This window comes from Paracoccaceae bacterium (assembly GCA_019454225.1).
Taxonomy (GTDB): Bacteria; Pseudomonadota; Alphaproteobacteria; order Rhodobacterales; family Rhodobacteraceae.
This window is the reverse complement of record CP075370.1, coordinates 1493781-1509988: the sequence shown is the minus strand read 5'-3', so window position 1 is coordinate 1509988 and position 16208 is coordinate 1493781. Positions and strand designations below refer to the sequence as shown.

The following is a 16208-nucleotide window of genomic DNA, read 5'->3' as shown; positions in this document are numbered from 1 at the left end:
GAGCAGTGTCTTCAAAACAGTCTTCCTCCATTCGGGACGGCATGGCCGGGGCCGATCAGCACGACCTCGCCCTCCGCATCGGGCACCCCCAGGACCAGCACCTCCGACAGCACGGGGCCGATCTGGCGCGGTGGAAAGTTCACCACCGCCAGCACCTGCCGACCGACGATCTGCTCTGGCCGGTAGTGCCGCGTGATCCGGGCCGAGGACCGTCTTACCCCGATCCCTTCGCCGAAATCGACCCAGAGTTTCAAGGCGGGCTTGCGCGCCTCGGGGAATGGCTCGGCGCGGGTGATCGTGCCCACCCGGATGTCGACCTTGGCGAAATCGTCCCAGGTGATCGTCATGCGCCCAGTTCCCGGCCCCGGTCCGCAGCCGCCTGCACCGCGCGCCGCATCAGCGGCGGCAGGCCCTGGTCCGCATCCATCAGCACCGCCAGGGCCGCCGCCGTGGTGCCGCCCGGCGAGGTCACGTTGACGCGCAACTGCGCCGCCGTCTCAGCCGACCGGAAGGCAAGTTCACCCGCGCCGCAGACCGTGGCACGCGCCAGTCGCATCGCCACGTCGTCGGGCAGGCCCTGCGCCGCCCCCGCTGCCGCCATCGCCTCGATCAGGTGGAAGACATAGGCGGGCCCCGACCCCGACAGCGCCGTCACCGCGTCGATCTGGTCCTCGGCATCAAGGTCCACCACCTCGCCCACCGCTGACAGAAGGGCGCGGGCGGTTGCCATGTGATCGGGCGTCGCGCGGGCATTGCCGCAGATCGCGGTGATGCCGCGCCCCACCATGGCGGGCGTGTTGGGCATGGCGCGAACCACCGGCGTGCCCGCGCCCAGCATTGTCTCGAAGGCCGCGATGCGCGTGCCCGCCGCGATCGACAGCACAAGGGTCGCCCCCCCGCCAAGGCCGCCCACGCCCGGCAGCGCCGTGGCCATCATCTGCGGCTTGACCGCCACCACCAGCACAGCCGGCGCCCCGGGCATTGCGCCGTTCACCGCAACCCCGGTGCCGCGCAGCCAGTCCGACGGGTTCGGTTCGGTCACATGCACGGCCTCCGGCGGCAACCCCGCCGCCAGCCAGCCCGCCAGCAGCGCCGACCCCATCTTGCCGCAGCCGAGCAGCACGAGCCCCCGATCCCTCACCGTGTCCAGCGTCATGCGCCCCCCGTTCGTTGCGGGGTCGAACCTAGGCGCGTCCGAAGGCCTCGGCAATGGCGACCTTGACCGCCCCGGCGGCGTCCTCGTCGCCCCAGGCGGCAAGCTGGAACGCCGGATAGAACCGTTCGGCGGCCATCACCGCGCCGCCGATCAGCCGGTCGATCTGTTCCGGCGTGGCGATCTGCCCGCCCGCCAGGCACAGGCCATAGCGCCAGACCATCAGCTTCTGCTCGGCCCACCAGGTGAAGGCGCCGGTCCAGACCATGTCGTTCACGCGGTTCAGCACGTCATGGACCACCGGCAGCCGCCCCTCGGGCGGCTCCATCTCGAAGGTGCAGATCAGGCGCAGCGTCTCGTCCCCCGCCGACCAGGCCAGCGTCAGCGAATAGGTCCGCCACTGCCCCTCGACCGCCATCGCGATCTGGTCGTCCGTCACCCGGTCGAACTCCCAGTCGTGATGGGCGGCAAGCGTCTCGACGATGTCGATGGGATGAAGATCCTCGCTCGACAGGTAGTCTTCGGAAAGCGACATGGCCCGGCCTCATATGGAGCAACCGCAGGCCGAGACCCACAGGATGCTGGGTGTCTGGCAAGGTGCAGCCAAACATGTTGCTGCCCTTACTAGATATAGTGAGAGTTGACCGAAAGCCTGTAAAGCGTTTTCTCTGCCGATATCCTGTGGACAAGACCATTGTGGCTGTGGCTCGCCAACCAAACCTGCACAGTTTGACAACCTAACCTGCAGCAGAACGGTTTTCAGAACCGGGCGCTGAAGGGGGCGTTGAAGGTCTGCAGCTCGACGGGCACCAAGCACCAAGCTTACTTCAGCCTGGGCCTACACCTGTCGCGATGGGTGCGTAGCTTGTCTAGAAGCCTATCAAGCTGTCGACAGAACTCCTCTCCGCGTGCCCCGCGGGTGGAAGGGTCCGCATCTGTGTTCGAGAGCGCTTCCCATGATGCCTCAATTTCGTCAGTGCTATACGACACCCAGCCGTCGTCGCAATCGAAGGGCTGCACGGCAAGATCATTGATGGTTCGGTTCAGTGCTCTTAGAAGCGAAAATAATCGATCGCCGACATGCGATAGGTCGGTGTGTGGCTGCCGTTGCCACCGAAAGACATCTAGGTGCAATTCGTCAAATCGAGCGAAGATGTGATCGAGCGGGACCTCAACAGTTCGAACAAACTCATCGCGCCCATCTCGCTTGGCCAGCTCGCTGTTGAATGATTGGTACTGCATCCAGAAGCCAATCAAGGTGAGCGCGCCCATTACAACTGTGTCTAGATGTCCCAGAAACCATGCCACGTTGCACTAGACGCGGTTACGATGACAAGCTTCGGTCGTTATGGAGACGGAGGCGCTCGAGCCCAATTTCGAAGTCGCGACGCAGGTACGGCGACAGCTTTGAAAGATCATATTTCCGCTCAACACCAGTCATACCTAGCGTCTTGATAGAGGCTGCGAACATTCCCTGCACGAACGATGGGGTAACTGCTTCGAGCTCCGGAGGAGCCACAACAGTTACAACCTCTTCACCGGCCTCAAGCCGGTCGAGTTGGTAGTATGTACGACCAGCCAGTCCGCGCTGATGTCCGGTAAGCATGCGTACCTTCCTGTGTGTCAGGTGGGCAAGGTCAACTGCGGGCATCTTCAGCCTTCGTTAGGTAGTCGTGATCCAAGGGGAACGCCATCGAGATCAAGGTGCCCCGAAACTCGTTTACAAGTTCTATCACGGAAGTGCGATCCGGAGGACGGTGTTTTTCGTTCGTTTCGTTCAGCCAAATATTGAACGGTCTGCCAGGCAGTGGTCTCGACAGCTCACAGTGTCGAGGACCAACATGTAGGCACGTCCAACCAGAGACGATAGCAAGTCTTGCGGGTTCCAGGCCTGGCGCGATAGCAGCGAGGTCACCAAAGAGGTTGATAATGTCGCTGAAACCGGTACCGCCACGTCCGTTCGCAATCGCATCTGGGTCACCGGAGACTAGGTCTTGAAGAGCGTAGATCGTTCTTAAGTGCGCTTCAGCATGCTTGTGATTCGCCAGGCTGCCCCGGTGCAGCCGCACGTACTCCTCCATGGCAGCCCTGGTAGGAGCGTCACAGTTCACTACTGTTGACGCGATAGATGTCCCCACGCTGAGGAAAGCTAGCTGGCACCAGTACTGGGTCTTGCTGCTCACACTGTCGCGACGCATGAAACCCGTGATCGACCAGTCACCGTCGTTCGGGAAGTCAGGTCGACTGAACCGCTCCGCGTTATCGAGTACTTCTCCTGCGATCTTGCTCACTTTGCGTCGGCCCTCGATGCTAAGCTGTAGGTGAGAGCCGGTTTCTAGCCAGGTATTCAGCGCATCACAAAGCTCGCCAGGAACGACCTCATTGGACTGAGCATCAGTGAAGCGAGTTGGAGAGGTCGACGACCCCGCCCGTCGCCTACTTCTCAGCGGGAAGACCCAAAGATCCTTGGATGAGCGCGGCTGACGGATCAACGACATATTGAGGGCTTCGGTCAGGCGTAGAGCCTTGATTATCAGAGACAGTTCGTCACCGATCTCGCCACCCACGAACATGGGTAGCATTTCCTGCCGCATCACAGCAAGTACCAGCCATGGTCCCAAGTCCAGGCAAGTCCTATCCTTAAAGTTGATCGTGCCTCTGAGGCACTTCGTCTCGGCCCTCGCTATGGCAGCAAGCGCCTCGATGGTCTCGTTGGGGTGGCGCAAGAAGGAAAAATTCTCGACAGAAATCTCTATCGCAACGCGACTCTTGAGCCGTTTGCTAACCGACATCCAACTGTCGGATCGATCGGGAACTAGCCCGTCTAGCAAGATCGAGGAGCGGTACCTGCCGGTGAGAAGCCTCGTACGCACATCTTCGCGAACTCCGCCTAGAGGTGCTCTCGTATCGAGTGAATGCAGCAGTATTTTTCTTGCGGTCTTTGCGACGTGAGTGTTCCAACCTCTAGCAGACTGCAGTCTCGGACCCTGCAGTCCCGCCAGCTTGATCGAGTAGTAGGAACGATAGTGCGCCGCAAATTCACGTCGTTCAGGTGATTTCTTGAGCTTCGAGCGATACGGCTTCGGATTGCGCCACGGAAATCGCAATTCTTGTACTCCAAGAACACCTAAGGAATAGTTCCACGTTCATCACTGATACGGGCGAACCTCGCATACCTGCCAACAGTTGCGCGAACAACACATGGGTATAACCTAGCAGACGATGTGACAACAAATACCATGCGACTCCCAGTACCGATCATGACGTTATGTAAGGTGCGTTCGGAGCCAAGTTGATCCAACCTCCCCCCCTCAGCATGCGCTCGCCCCGTGGCTGCAGCCATCGCCAGTCCGGCGGCGGGTTCGGATTGGTCTTTTCTAGGCGCCGGTCGGCGGCTCGGGTTTGTCCTGCGCCTTGCGTGCCCTCAACCGCGCGAACATCTCGTCCAACTGCCGCATCTCGATCTCATCCATCTCCGCCGCCGACAGTAGACCGCGTGTCCTCGCCGCCTTCGATGATGCGGCGGGTTTGGCCGAGCGGGGGGGTATCGTCGGTTGCGACATGGCGGTGAACAAGGCCTTTCTTCCTGACGGTGGTCGGTTCGCGGTATCCCGTCAATCCCCTGCGACATGACATCGGGCGGGCCGAAGCGACCCTCGGCCGCGCATCAGCCTCCACGACCCGGCAGCGTCCAGTTCGAGATCAGGAGCTCGCCGCGCTCGGCCGGACCCTTCGACGCGATCGTGTAGAGTGTCCGCACCTCGCACATTTCAAACCCGGCGAAGGTGTCGCGCACCCCTTGAACGTCGTTCAAGGACAGGATGAAACGCCCCTTCAACGCCCTGAGGACGTCCGCCATCTCCTCGAATCGTTCGCGGCCGAAGAGATCGCGCCCATAGTAGTCCTCGCAGCCCCAATAGGGCGGATCGAGGTAGAAGAGTGTGCAGGGTCGATCCACGCGGCGGATGAAGTCGGGGAAGTCGAGGCACATCACGGTGACCCCGGCCAGTCGGCCGTGCAGCGCCTCCAGATCGGGTTCAAGCGTGGTCAGGTTGAACCGGCCCGGCCGTTCCACCGAAAACCCGAAGTTCCGGCCTGAGACCTTGCCGCCGAAGGCGCAGCGCTGGAGGTAGAGGAATCGCGCGGCGCGCTGCATGTCGGTCAGGGTATCTGGGTCTACCGCCACCAGCCGCTCGTAGTTCGCCTGGGTGGTGATCTGGAAGCGCAGCAGGTCGAGGAAGGCCACGTAGTGCTCCTGCAGCACACGGAAGAGGGTATAGACGTCGCGGCCGCGGTCGTTGATGAATTCGGCCGCCGGGCGGCGGGTGCGGCGAAGGAAGATGCCGCCCATGCCGACGAAGGGCTCGGCATAGGTGGCATGGCTGTCCTGGTCGATGATGGCGCAGATGCGCTTTGCAAGGTTCCTCTTGCCGCCCACCCAAGCAGCGATGGGGCGGACGGGCTCGACGGGAATCAGTGACTTTCTCATTTTGTTCTGCTCTTTTTCCGCTGCCCTCGCGAGGGTGGTGCGGCCATGAGCGTTTGCTGGTCGGCGGGGGTTTCTTGATCGATGACCCCGTGTCGGGGGGCGTTGGCGCGCCCCCCGGCCTCCTCCGGAGAGGAGACCGTCAGGCGGCGAGCGGGTCGTCGGCCCAGCCGTAGTAGGCCTGCAGATAGCCGCGCAGATGGGCCCAGAAGACCGGATCGTCGGTCACGTCGACACCGCGGAAGAACATGTGCATCGCCATCCCGCCGGTGAACCGGCTGACGTTCGGGGTCTCGTCGGACCGGGTTCCGATCAGCAGCGGAATCGGGGTGACCGGGGCGGTGCCGGGCGTGCCGTTCTGGCGCGCCCCGTCGACGATCAGGGTATGGCGGATGCCGTTCCAGCCGACGGCATAGGCGATCCATGCGCCCGCCGTCACGTTGGCCGCCAGCCGCTCCTGCGTGCGGCCATGGGTATAGGAGAGGCTCGCGTTGGTGCCGCCCAGGTAGACCCCGACCGCATTGTCGCCGAGGCTGTTGTTGCCCCAGACGAAGCTGAGGTTGCCGGGCTGGTCGGGGCGGATCACGCCGATCATGGAATAGGGCAGCGCCGGGTCGAGCGCTGCCAGCGCGTCATTCGGGAGCAGATAGTCGCGGGTGTTGCCGGGGCTGGCCGTGGCCCCGTCGAAATAGAGCCAGGGCCGCCCGCCGATGACAGCGGAATCGCCGTTCGGCACGAGCAGCGCGCGGTTGGCGGGCGTCTCCTGCAGATACCCGGCCTCGAGCGTGCCGCGCGAATGCCAGGCCCCGACACCGCCACCGGCCAGTTCGGCAGTCCCGCCATCGCCCCAGAAGGCCAGTTCCTCGCGCGCGAGGATCACGCTGGCCGGGGGCTGGTAGATCGGGCCGGTCCACCCGGCGGGCGCGGGATAGGGAAAGGTCCGGACGAGGCAGTTCGACATCTCAGGCTCCTGTCAGGGTGAGGCGCTGCGGCACGGCGTAGTCATCCAGCCGGATCGTCGTGTCACCGATCGTGACCGTGTCGACGGATGTGTTGCGGATGCAGGCCCGCGCGCCATGCCGGTTGCCCTGGACCGCGTTGGCGCCCAGGTCATAGTAGTTCGCGACGTTGACCATGGCGGTCGCCGGATCGCCGATCGCCGACGACAGGCTGGCGGTCACCTCATTGCCGGACACGCTGACGCCGGAGACGGTGACCGTCGGATGCGGCAGCTTGCCGGTCGCATCGGCCAGCAGGATGCCGAAGGGACGGCGCGGATCGGCGGCCTCGTAGGTGGCATCGGTGGCCGGATCGGTGACCAGCGTCGTGTCGATCTCGAGCGGCCCGGCCTCGGGATTGAGGTAGGTCCAGCTGACCGACAGCCCGTCGGGCGCCAGCACCGCGGGACCGGGACAGTAGAGCGGCATCCGCTTGGCCCCGGCCAGGAGTGCAAGCCAGGCGCGCGCCTGATAGGCGCCGACCTGCATCTGGCCCAACGCAGAGCGGTGGACCGGATCGTCCTCGCCCGCCTCGGCGAGCGCGCCGATCGCCATGTGGCAGACGTATTCCGGGCCCCAGACCGCGACGCGCGGATCCTCGAGCGAGACGGCCAGCTGCGCGAGCGGCACCTCCGAGGCGCGGGTACCCGGGGAATAGACGCCCGCGCTGGCCGTCAGAACGGTGAACAGGCCCTCGCCCGGCTCGGGGCTGTCGGGCGTGCCCCCGGCGGCGGCGATGTCGGCGGCATGCAGGGCGACGATGCGCCGGATCAGGCCCTTGTGATACTCGAAGCCATCGTCCTTGTTCGCGTTGCCGTGGTCGAACATCAGCACGGCGCGACGCGCGAAGGGCACCAGCCTGGTGTCGGCGAAGCGGCGCATCGCGGCCAGGGCCCGGCGACGCGACAGGCCGGACGGGCCGGTGTTGACGACCTCGATCTTCGAGCCGCCGACGCCGCAGGTGAAGGTCACGAAGCGGGCGCCCGGCAGCGCCGGGCCGACCTGCTTCAGGAAGGTCCAGGCGCTGGTGGCGCGGTTCGATCTGGCGCTTTCGCGGTGGTTCTCGAGGCGGCGGAGCGTGACCTCGGACACCGGCGCAGCGCGCCCCGAATCGTGCGAGGCCATGAACCGGGGGCCGGACCGGCCGAAGGTGAAGGCGCGGCCGGGCAGGACAGGCTCCTGCATCGCGGCGAAGAGCGGGGCAGGCAGGCTCGACTTGGTGCCGAGATCCAGCGACTGGCCCGTGCGGCAGACCGGGATCACCTCGTCGCCTGCCGCGGTCCAGTCGGGCGCGTTCAGCGCATCGTTGCCATCGGCGCTGCCGGACCAGCTGACCAGCTGGCCACGTCGCGTGATGCCACCCATCGGATAGCCCTCGGCCGAGAGCCAGAGTTCGAGGAAGCGCGGGTCGTCGACCAGCTCGGCCCTGATGTCGCCCACCGCGAAGCCGCTGGCAAAGCCGATCCCGCCCCCGTCAAGCCGCCCGTCCCAGCGCTGCGCATAGAGCAGTCGGCCGTCCGCGCTCTGCTCGACGACGCGATAGACCGGGTCGATCTCCAGATCCTCGGCGACCCCCGGCGCATTCAGGCGGGGTGTGACCTCCGCCTCCAGCCCGTTGATGCGGCCATCCGAAGGCACGGTCATCAGATAGGTTGCAACAGGCCCGGGATCGTGGCGGTAGAGTTCGGTGCCGATCCCCTCGACGACGATCCCGAAGCTCTCTCCCTCGGCAACACCGCCGGGGCCGAGCGCGGTCTCGACGTCGTCATATACACCCCGGAACAGCGCCACGGCGGTGGTGGCGTCGCGGGCCTCCTCGGCGCGGACCGCCGCGCCGTCGGCCTGCCCTGCCGCCTGCCCGGCCAGCGCCGCCTGCCCGGCCGCCTGCGCCAGCGCCGCGCCCGCCTCCTCCGTCGTCAGGACGCGGTAGTAGCCCGGCGGCTCGGGGATCGCCTCGGCCAGGAGACCGCCCAGCGTCTGGCCGTCCTCGTCGCGCGGCTGGACCCGGCCAATCAGCGTCGGCCGCAGCCCGTCGACCACCTGCACCCTGTAGTGCGCGCCGCGCAGGCCCCTGACCGGCGGCCAGAGGGGCACGGTCGCGCCGTCTGCCGTCAGCCGCACCCGGGTCGGGGTGGTGGTCACCACGCGGCTGCCGTCCTGGTCGGGTTCGCTGAGCGTGAACACCAGCTCCATGCCCGGCCTCAGCAGGCCGCCCGCGTCGGACAGGCGGATCAGGATGTCGCGCGTAGGAAGGTCTGTCTCGATCATCGGCTCAGCTGCTCCAGGATCATGGCGACATCCTCGATCTCGACGGCGGGCGAGCCCGAGGTGACATAGCCCACCAGGCGGTAGTCGGCGGCGCCGGTGGGGATGGCGGTGTGGCCGTGGTCGGCCGAGAAGATCACCTGCCGCAGCGCGTAGATCGGCGCTGCGGCGGCCGGGAAGGCAAAGGCGAAGGACTGCACGTCGGACCATCCGCTGCCCGCGTCGCGCTGCAGCATCAGCACGATGCTGCCCGCCTCGGGGCCGACCGGCCGGATCGTGGCGCCGAGCTTGGCGACGACCGGATTGCGGGGCGCGGCGGGATCGCCCAGGTAGGCGGCCGGATCGTATTCGGTGGTGCCCGACACCGTGACGGCCGACCCCGCGCCGACCGTGACCGGGCGGATCGACCAGGCGGAGAGGGTCATCGCAGCGGCGGAGTTGAACTGCAGTGCGCCCTCGGTGTTGCCGGTCACCGCCACCAGCGTCTCGTCAAAGGTGCCGACGCTGGTACGGCTGGTGCCTGGGACCAGCGTGCCACCGCGCAGCTGGGGCGCCACCGCGCCGCCCGACCGCGTCGCCACGGTGAACCGGTGACGGTAGGATTCCCCCGGCGTCAGGGTCAGCGGATAGGTCAGCTGCCGGTTGGCGCCCGAGGCAGTCACCACGATCTCGCCGCCGGTGATCGCGATATTGGTGCCGAGCGTGTAGCCCGTGGCCGACCCCAAGCCGGGCAGCATATCGGCGCCCACCGGCGAGATCGTCATCACCGCGGTCCGCGACAGGAAGGCCCGGCGCGTCACCGCGCCCTCGGCCACGTCCTCGCCCGACAGGCCCACGGCATCGGTCGTCACCGGCTCCCAGTCGGTCCATGCGGGCGGCCGGTCGTCCAGCCAGCGCGCCCGCACCTCGTAGTCGGTGGCGGGCAGCACCCCGTCGGCCAGCACCAGCGCGCCGGTCAGCACCGCCGCCGTGGTGCCCTGAAGGACAGTGGCGCCACCCTCGAGCCGCAGCTCCCAGGACAGCGCCGTGGCGCCCGCCGCCGAGCCCGCGTCCCAGTCCAGCCGGATCGCGGCCCGGCGGTCGGTATCGCCGTCGCCCAACGTGATGGCGGTCGCCGCGAAGCCGTCGACGGTCGCGGCAACCGGGGGCACCACCGCGCCCGAGACCGGCGCGACGATCACGGCGGTCTCGGGGTCCCAGAGCCAGTCGTCGGGATCGACCTCGCGCAGTGCGACGGCCTGCACCAGGCTCAGCGCCTCGTCGGCCACCTGGCCGATGTCGAAGAGCTTGCCATCATAGCCGTTGCGCGCGCTGGTCCAGGCCAGCGTGTCGAGCGGTTCCAGCGCGGCGGCGGCAGGCGGCAGGCTCAGCCCGTGGCGCAGCATCCGCCGGTGGTCGGACAGCGCCGCACGCATCAGCCGCTGCACCTGCAGACCGTAGGGCACGGCAGGCAGGGACAGGTCTGCGGGCAGGCGGCGGCCGCCGTCCGCGGCCTCGAAGGCCGCATCGTGTAGCGGCGGGGCATCGGTCGCCTCCCAGAGCGCGTCGGGCGAGGGATGCGCGGCCGTGACCCCGTTGAAGGTCGTCTGAAGTCCCGGGAACGGGTCGTAGTCCTGCGGACGGCTGACCAGGACATCGGCATCGGTGATCACCATCGCGGGCAGGCCCGGCGGCCCCACCCGCACCCGGCAGCGTCCGCCCGCCTCCGACACCGCCCCGGCGCAGGCCTTCATCAGCTCCTCGATGACCGCGGCAGGCTCGTCGTCCAGCCGCACCTCGAAGCCCGCGCGGTACTGCGGCTCGGTCGCCTCGTCGCCGATGTCGACCGGCTCGTCGCAGGCGTTCATCGCCGCCATCCAGTTCGACAGCGGCAGCTCGACCGGATCGCCGCCGCCCCAGACCGACCCGTCGGGCAGCGCCAGGCCCGTCCGGATGTTGTAGGCCATGACGACCGGGTTCAGCGTGAACGCCCAGCTGTCGGGATCGTCCCGGCGATGATCGCCGCTGCCGCCGACGGTGCTGTCCTCCCGGGGATCGTAGAGCGGCGATCCGTCGATCTCGAACAGCACCTTCGGCAGGTTCTGGTAGACCTCGCGGTCGTAACGGAACACGAGGATCGCATAGGCGACACCCGTGCCCACCATGTCCTCCGACCAGGGCCGCTCGGGATAGTCGGCATAGGTCGCGAGCAGCCAGGGGTCGGCCGCCGTCTGCGTGCCGTCATGGACCTTGATCCGGGCCTTGCCCGCGAATCGCCCGAGGACCGGCAGGAAGCCGTCGCCATCGGGCGTCTCATCCAGCTCGACCCATTCTCCGTCGATCGCCAGCCGCGACAGGCCATGGATCGGCATGTCCGCCAGGTCGATCACATAGGTCAGGTCGCGGTTCGAGGGTCCGTGCGACATCGGCGGGCAGACGGCGGTTCCGCCCGTGGCATAGCGCCCAAGGATCACCGTGGCGGGGTTGGTGCCGCCCGCCTGGGTAACCCGCGTCTGCAGCCCGGGATCGCGGGCCCGGGGCACCCGCGCCCGGCTCAGCGCGGTCAGGACCACCGTGACCAGGAGCCGCCCGCCGACGGAGGTCCAGAACGCGCCCAGCGTGATCGCGCCGGTAAACCCCGCCGCGCCGGTCAGCAGGCCCACCAGCGCCGCCACCGGCCCCGCATGGGCGGGACCGGCCAGCGCCAGCAGGATCAGGAGCGCGCGCCAGGCCATCACGGCACCCGCCATGCCGCCACGGCCTGCAGCAGGTCCACCGTGGCCAGGCCGGTCTCGCGCAGCACGTAGATCCGCTCGCCCTGCACCACGCCCAGCGCCAGGCCCGCCTCGCCCGGCACCGCTGCCAGGTCTCCCGCCCGGGCGAAGGACGGCGGGCAGGGCGCCAGTGTCGCGGTCACCAGCGCCAGGTGATCGCGGTATCCGGCGCGGCGCAGCACCCTGAACCCGCCGCGCAACGTGGTGTATCTGCCGCGCCAGGGGGCGGCCGGATCGCTGCCGGTCATCGCGGCCACCGCTCCGGCGGCAAAGAGTGCGCAGTCGTGGCGGCCGGGCCGGTACCGGGTCGCGGCGGCCCCGGCGACATAGGTGCCGAGGCGGCTGCGCCAGTCGGGAAGGCGGCGCGCGATCATCGGTTGCTCCCGTCCGGCCGGTCGCCGCCCGGAGCGGTGGCCGAACCCTTCTCGGTCGAGGTGACGGGCGGGGCGACGGGCGCCGTGTAGCGCGCGGCCCCCCACCAGACATCGACCACCTTGCTCACATCGGCGTAGCGCCGGAACCGGTCGCCGCCCCGCAGTTGCTGGCTTGCATCAGACTTCTTGAGCGTCAGCGGGCGCGTCAGGTCGCGGGCGGATGGGGCAAGCGTCAGGCTGATCGTGGTGGTGCCGCCCTTCTCGGGCGTGCGGATCGGTGCCTTGTCGACCACGCCCCGGAACAGGAGCACGGGCGGTCCCGCCGCCTCGCCCGTCTCGGGATCGAGGACCAGGCGGTGCAGCTCGACCGGCGCCAGGCGCGCGTCATAGGCCCGCATCGCCTCGTCGATTCGGGGATGCACGCCCGACAGCCGGATGGTCTGCATCCTGACCACGAGCCCGGTCTCGGCGATCACGGGATCGGACCGCAGGAGCCCGCCCGCCGCGTGATAGACCCGCTCGTCATCGCCGATCGTCAGGGTCATCGGCTCGACGTCCGAGCAGAAGCCGAAGGGCTCGGGGTCGCCGGTCACCCGGTCGCGCGCCACGATCCAGAACAGCAGGCGCACCACCAGGCCGCGGCGCGCGGCGATCAGGGCGGCGAGGGCGGGATCGTGTTCACGCATCAGGCAAGCCCCGCCAGCTGCTGCACCCAGCCGAAGGATGCGCCGGTGACCAGCCGGTCGCGGGTCTCGCCAGGCTGCCAGCTGCCCGGGCGATAGACCGCGCGCAGCGCAGGGCGCAGCAGGGTGACCGTGGGCGTGCCGGTCACGCCCGGCCGGATCGGCGGCACGACCTCCATCCAGCCGGTCGAATCCCCGAAGCTGTCCGCCGTGTTGCCCGTGACGATGCGGTGCCAGGCGCAGCGTGCCGGGCTGCCGTAGTCGAAGGCCAGCCGGTCGCCGCGCGACAGGACAAAGGAAGCGGGCAGTCCGGTCAGCACGATCTCGCGCCCGCCGGACTGCGTGTTCGCGAGCCGCGTGGGCCCGAACGGGTTGAAGGCGGACAGCACGGTCCCCGCAGGGTCCGAGGCGGGGCCGCGCCGCCGCAGGTCGGCCAGGAGGAAGGAGCGGCCCGGGGCGCGTATCAGGTCGATCAGCGCGGCCGCGTCCTGCGCCTCGCGATAGTCCATGGCGCCCAGCACCACGCGGCCCTCCCAGAGGCGGGCACCCAGCTCGGCGACCAGCAGTTCGCCGCCGCCCGTCTCGTCGGACTGCATCGCCTCGCCCAGGTCGAAGGAGACACCGGCGACCGGCAGCAGGTCGAGGAAGTCGGCCAGCGGCAGGGGAAAGGTCAGGGCCATCAGCCGCGCCTCCGCCGGTCGCCGTCGATCTCGGCAATGCGGTCGGGCAGGCGCTCGGTGTCATAGGCGCCGAGCCCCTCCTGCACCACGTCGATCGCCACGTCGCGGGCGATCTGGCGCATCTCCGCCCGCAGGCCGGGGGCAAGGTCGACACGCAGCGTGCCGATCTGGCCGCCGCCCGGCGCGGTCCCCTCCGGTGCCGATCCGGCCCAGCCGCCCCTGGCAAAGCGCGGCGGCGATCCGGCGTTGATCTGTTCCAGGAGGTCGCGGTTGCGGGCGGCGGCGGCGGCCCGCACGACGAACTCGCCGTCGGACAGCAGGGCCGGAATGCGGTCGCCGGTCGGCCCGCCGGGCCCGGTGATCCAGCCGCCGCCCGCGCGCCGCTGGATGCCGCCGCCACCGAGGATGCCGAGGATGCCGACGCCGCCGAAGAGGCCCGCCAGCGGCCCGGTGCCCAGCAGCGCCGCCTGCGCGACGGCCCGGGCGAGCGTGCGGATCAGCTGCTCGCCCGCGTCCTTGCCACCCATCAGCGCGTCGATCAGCGCCGTTCCGGTCTGGTCGGCGACGTAGTTCAGCGCCTCCATCGCCGCGCGCTCGCGCTCGCGCAGCGTGATCAGCCCCTCGACCTCGGCCCGCTCGGCGGCCGAGGCGCCCGCCAGGTCCTCGCGCAGGCGCAGCATCTCGGCCTTGACCGGATTGGCCTCGCGGGCGATCTCGACCTCGCCGCGCAGCCGCGCGATCAGCTCGGCCACCGCATCCGCCTCGGCCGCCGCCGCGCCGCCGCCGCCGCCGCCTGCCGTGCGTCCCAGATTGCGCAATCTCGCTGCGATCTCGGGCGTGATACCGCCGGTCGAGGCAATGAAGGCGTCTACGCGCGTGGGGACGACCGATCCGCGTCCCGAGTAGACTTGGCCTGATGGATCAGGATTCGCCCTGACAACACCTTGCGGGCCGAGCGCGGCCAGCTTGATTGCGGTGTCCAGAGAAATGCCAAGCTTTTCTGCAAGGGCTGCGGCCGCACCCGCAGCGGCTCGGATACCTGCGGCCAGGTTAAGTTCCGCCAGTCGCTGCCCCTCGGCCAGTGCCGCGCGCATCTCGTCCTTCAGCGCCTCGCTCGCGTCGCTGCCCGCCAGCATCGCCTCGAACACGCGGCGTTCCTCGGCCGCGCGCAGGGCCGCGACCTGGGCGCTGTCGCGCCCGAAGGCGAGGGTCGCCGCAGCGATCCCGTTCTCGGCCTGAAGGAGCGCGAGCTTGTCGCGCAATTCGGCATTGGCGAGTTCCTGCGCCGACCCGACGCCCAGCTGCGCCGCCTGGATGCGCCGGAGCATCTCCTCGACCTGGTTCAACTGGTCGAAGAACGCGGCCGCCTCCAGTGTCATCTGGCCCTGACCGCCCGCGGCCAGCAGGACCTCGCGCCGCAGCGACTGGACAAGTTCCAGCTGCGTGCCGATGCCCTTCGAATTGCCGAGCGCCGTCAGCATCGCGTCGATCCGCGCGATCTCGGGCACGATGCCCGTGCCCCCGCCCGGCTCCGTGACATAGCCGCCCAGCATCTCGGCCAGCGGCGCCTCGCGGGCGCGGCCGAACGGCGCCTTGACCAGCGCGCTGATGGCCCGTGCCGCCTGCTGCGCTTCCAGCTCGGCCATCCGCTGGGTGGTGCGCCGCACCTCCTCGTTGAACAGCCGCAACTCGGGCGTGATCGACCCGAACTGCTTGCGCAGGTCACCGAAGCCGCGCGCGGCCGCCTCGCCCATCCGGTCGATGGCGCCCTCTGCCTCCTTCAACTCCTCGGTCAGACCCCTGGCGGCCTTGCCCCCGCCGAACAGACTGTCTGCCAGCGTCGCCCCCAGGGCGGCCGCCGCGAAGGTCAGCATGTTGACCGGCGACAGCGTCGACAGCAGCGCCGGGCCGATCGCGCGCAGCGCCCGGCTGGCCCCGGCGGTGGCCAGCAGCTGCTGGGTCAGCGTCCGCTGGGCCCGCGACAGCCCGCCGGTGGCCACCGTCTGTCGCTGCACCGCCACCGTGGCCTGGTCGGCCCCCGCCGCCGCCTGCCTGCCAGCCGATGCGCCGGTGGCGCCAACTTCCGCCAGCCCGGCCTTGGTGGCCTTCAGCGCCGCCTGCGCCTGGGCGGCGTCCATCGTGATCAGCCCGGATACCTTGAACTGGCTCACTTCGCCTCTCCGAATCCCTTGATCGCGCCGGCCTCGATGGCGCGCAGGTCGCGCCAGACCTCCGGCGTCACCTCGATCCCCTCGGCCGCCAGCGCGGCCAGCGCGGCCGCGTAGTCGAGCCCGATCACCACCCCGCCCGGCGCCAGGCGCCACTGCGTGCAGACCGCCAGAAAGGCGCGGGCCGGGGCCGCATGCCGGGGCCAGAGCCCGAAGGCCGGCGGCCGGGGCGGCGGCTCGAGGCCGAAGCGGCGGGCATCGTCATCTGCCTCGTCCCGCGCGCCCCCGCCGCCTAATGCGCCACGCGCCCAGCGGCGGCCGAAGTCGCGGAGTTTCCCAGGGCGTGCCTCACCATGGCCTCCTGGTAGCCCCGCAGCAGCGCCATCCGCACATGCGGATAGGCCAGCAGGCGGACGCGCCACTCGCCCGCGCCGTCGAGCACGGCGCCATCGCCATCGACCAGATCGAGGAATGCCACCACCGCGCGGTCGAGGATCGCGGCAGCGCCGCCCGCCTCGTCCAGCGCCGCCATCTCGTCCTGCGCCAGCACGCGGAAGCGGGTGCGCAGGGTCTGCGCCGCCCAGCCCTCGCCATCGGGAGTGTCGACGCGCACGGGCTCGACGAATTCGGGGTTCGGGATCACGCGGA

The 16208-nt window shown here is 69.0% G+C and carries 13 protein-coding genes; all 13 read right to left on the bottom strand.

Translation table 11 applies throughout. The annotated features are described in order from the left end of the window. Positions 1–11 precede the first annotated feature (11 nt). The 13 genes from KF887_07190 to KF887_07130 all read right to left on the bottom strand — a co-directional run bounded on the left by KF887_07190 (position 12) and on the right by KF887_07130 (position 15982). Positions 12–347: a tRNA-binding protein gene (locus KF887_07190; protein QYK42880.1), complete on the bottom strand. Its 336-nt coding sequence runs from the start codon at positions 345–347 to the stop codon at positions 12–14. Continuing rightward, a complete protein-coding gene (locus KF887_07185) occupies positions 344–1156 on the bottom strand; it encodes a pyrroline-5-carboxylate reductase (protein ID QYK42879.1) in 813 nt (270 codons plus the stop codon). The genes KF887_07190 and KF887_07185 overlap by 4 nt, the downstream gene beginning before the upstream one ends. A gap of 28 nt (positions 1157–1184) precedes the next feature. Then, positions 1185–1688: a YbjN domain-containing protein gene (locus KF887_07180; protein ID QYK42878.1), complete on the bottom strand. Its 504-nt coding sequence runs from the start codon at positions 1686–1688 to the stop codon at positions 1185–1187. Positions 1689–2790: 1102 nt separating this feature from the next. Next, complete coding sequence (locus KF887_07175) at positions 2791–3726, bottom strand: hypothetical protein (protein ID QYK42877.1); 936 nt, start codon at positions 3724–3726, stop codon at positions 2791–2793. Positions 3727–4820: 1094 nt separating this feature from the next. After that, positions 4821–5642: a DNA adenine methylase gene (locus KF887_07170; protein QYK42876.1), complete on the bottom strand. Its 822-nt coding sequence runs from the start codon at positions 5640–5642 to the stop codon at positions 4821–4823. A 139-nt stretch (positions 5643–5781) separates the two neighbouring features. Next, on the bottom strand, positions 5782–6600 hold the full coding sequence (locus KF887_07165) for a hypothetical protein (GenBank protein ID QYK42875.1): 819 nt from the start codon (positions 6598–6600) through the stop codon (positions 5782–5784). 1 nt (position 6601) lies between these two features. Then, the gene (locus tag KF887_07160) at positions 6602–8905 is read right to left on the bottom strand and encodes a hypothetical protein (GenBank protein QYK42874.1); all 2304 of its coding nucleotides are present in this window, start codon (positions 8903–8905) and stop codon (positions 6602–6604) included. Beyond that, positions 8902–11631 (bottom strand): hypothetical protein, encoded by a 2730-nt coding sequence (locus KF887_07155; GenBank protein QYK42873.1) that lies wholly within the window; start codon positions 11629–11631, stop codon positions 8902–8904. The genes KF887_07160 and KF887_07155 overlap by 4 nt, the downstream gene beginning before the upstream one ends. Continuing rightward, positions 11616–12029 carry a hypothetical protein gene (locus KF887_07150; GenBank protein ID QYK42872.1) on the bottom strand — a complete coding sequence of 138 codons (414 nt, stop codon included), beginning with the start codon at positions 12027–12029 and terminating at the stop codon, positions 11616–11618. The genes KF887_07155 and KF887_07150 overlap by 16 nt, the downstream gene beginning before the upstream one ends. Further along, a complete protein-coding gene (locus KF887_07145) occupies positions 12026–12715 on the bottom strand; it encodes a hypothetical protein (protein ID QYK42871.1) in 690 nt (229 codons plus the stop codon). The genes KF887_07150 and KF887_07145 overlap by 4 nt, the downstream gene beginning before the upstream one ends. Next, the gene (locus KF887_07140) at positions 12715–13392 is read right to left on the bottom strand and encodes a hypothetical protein (protein QYK42870.1); all 678 of its coding nucleotides are present in this window, start codon (positions 13390–13392) and stop codon (positions 12715–12717) included. The genes KF887_07145 and KF887_07140 overlap by 1 nt, the downstream gene beginning before the upstream one ends. Further along, positions 13392–15563, bottom strand: coding sequence for a hypothetical protein (locus tag KF887_07135; GenBank protein QYK42869.1), 2172 nt, complete (start codon positions 15561–15563; stop codon positions 13392–13394). The genes KF887_07140 and KF887_07135 overlap by 1 nt, the downstream gene beginning before the upstream one ends. Continuing rightward, on the bottom strand, positions 15560–15982 hold the full coding sequence (locus KF887_07130; protein QYK42868.1) for a DUF1799 domain-containing protein: 423 nt from the start codon (positions 15980–15982) through the stop codon (positions 15560–15562). The genes KF887_07135 and KF887_07130 overlap by 4 nt, the downstream gene beginning before the upstream one ends. Positions 15983–16208 lie beyond the last annotated feature (226 nt).

What these genes read in the sequence shown, in the direction of transcription:
- KF887_07190 (QYK42880.1), bottom strand. Translation starts at nt 347, where the DNA reads ATGACGATCACCTGGGACGATTTCGCCAAGGTCGACATCCGGGTGGGC.
- KF887_07185 (QYK42879.1), bottom strand. Translation starts at nt 1,156, where the DNA reads ATGACGCTGGACACGGTGAGGGATCGGGGGCTCGTGCTGCTCGGCTGC.
- KF887_07180 (QYK42878.1), bottom strand. Translation starts at nt 1,688, where the DNA reads ATGTCGCTTTCCGAAGACTACCTGTCGAGCGAGGATCTTCATCCCATC.
- KF887_07175 (QYK42877.1), bottom strand. Translation starts at nt 3,726, where the DNA reads ATGTTCGTGGGTGGCGAGATCGGTGACGAACTGTCTCTGATAATCAAG.
- KF887_07170 (QYK42876.1), bottom strand. Translation starts at nt 5,642, where the DNA reads ATGAGAAAGTCACTGATTCCCGTCGAGCCCGTCCGCCCCATCGCTGCT.
- KF887_07165 (QYK42875.1), bottom strand. Translation starts at nt 6,600, where the DNA reads ATGTCGAACTGCCTCGTCCGGACCTTTCCCTATCCCGCGCCCGCCGGG.
- KF887_07160 (QYK42874.1), bottom strand. Translation starts at nt 8,905, where the DNA reads ATGATCGAGACAGACCTTCCTACGCGCGACATCCTGATCCGCCTGTCC.
- KF887_07155 (QYK42873.1), bottom strand. Translation starts at nt 11,631, where the DNA reads ATGGCGGGTGCCGTGATGGCCTGGCGCGCGCTCCTGATCCTGCTGGCG.
- KF887_07150 (QYK42872.1), bottom strand. Translation starts at nt 12,029, where the DNA reads ATGATCGCGCGCCGCCTTCCCGACTGGCGCAGCCGCCTCGGCACCTAT.
- KF887_07145 (QYK42871.1), bottom strand. Translation starts at nt 12,715, where the DNA reads ATGCGTGAACACGATCCCGCCCTCGCCGCCCTGATCGCCGCGCGCCGC.
- KF887_07140 (QYK42870.1), bottom strand. Translation starts at nt 13,392, where the DNA reads ATGGCCCTGACCTTTCCCCTGCCGCTGGCCGACTTCCTCGACCTGCTG.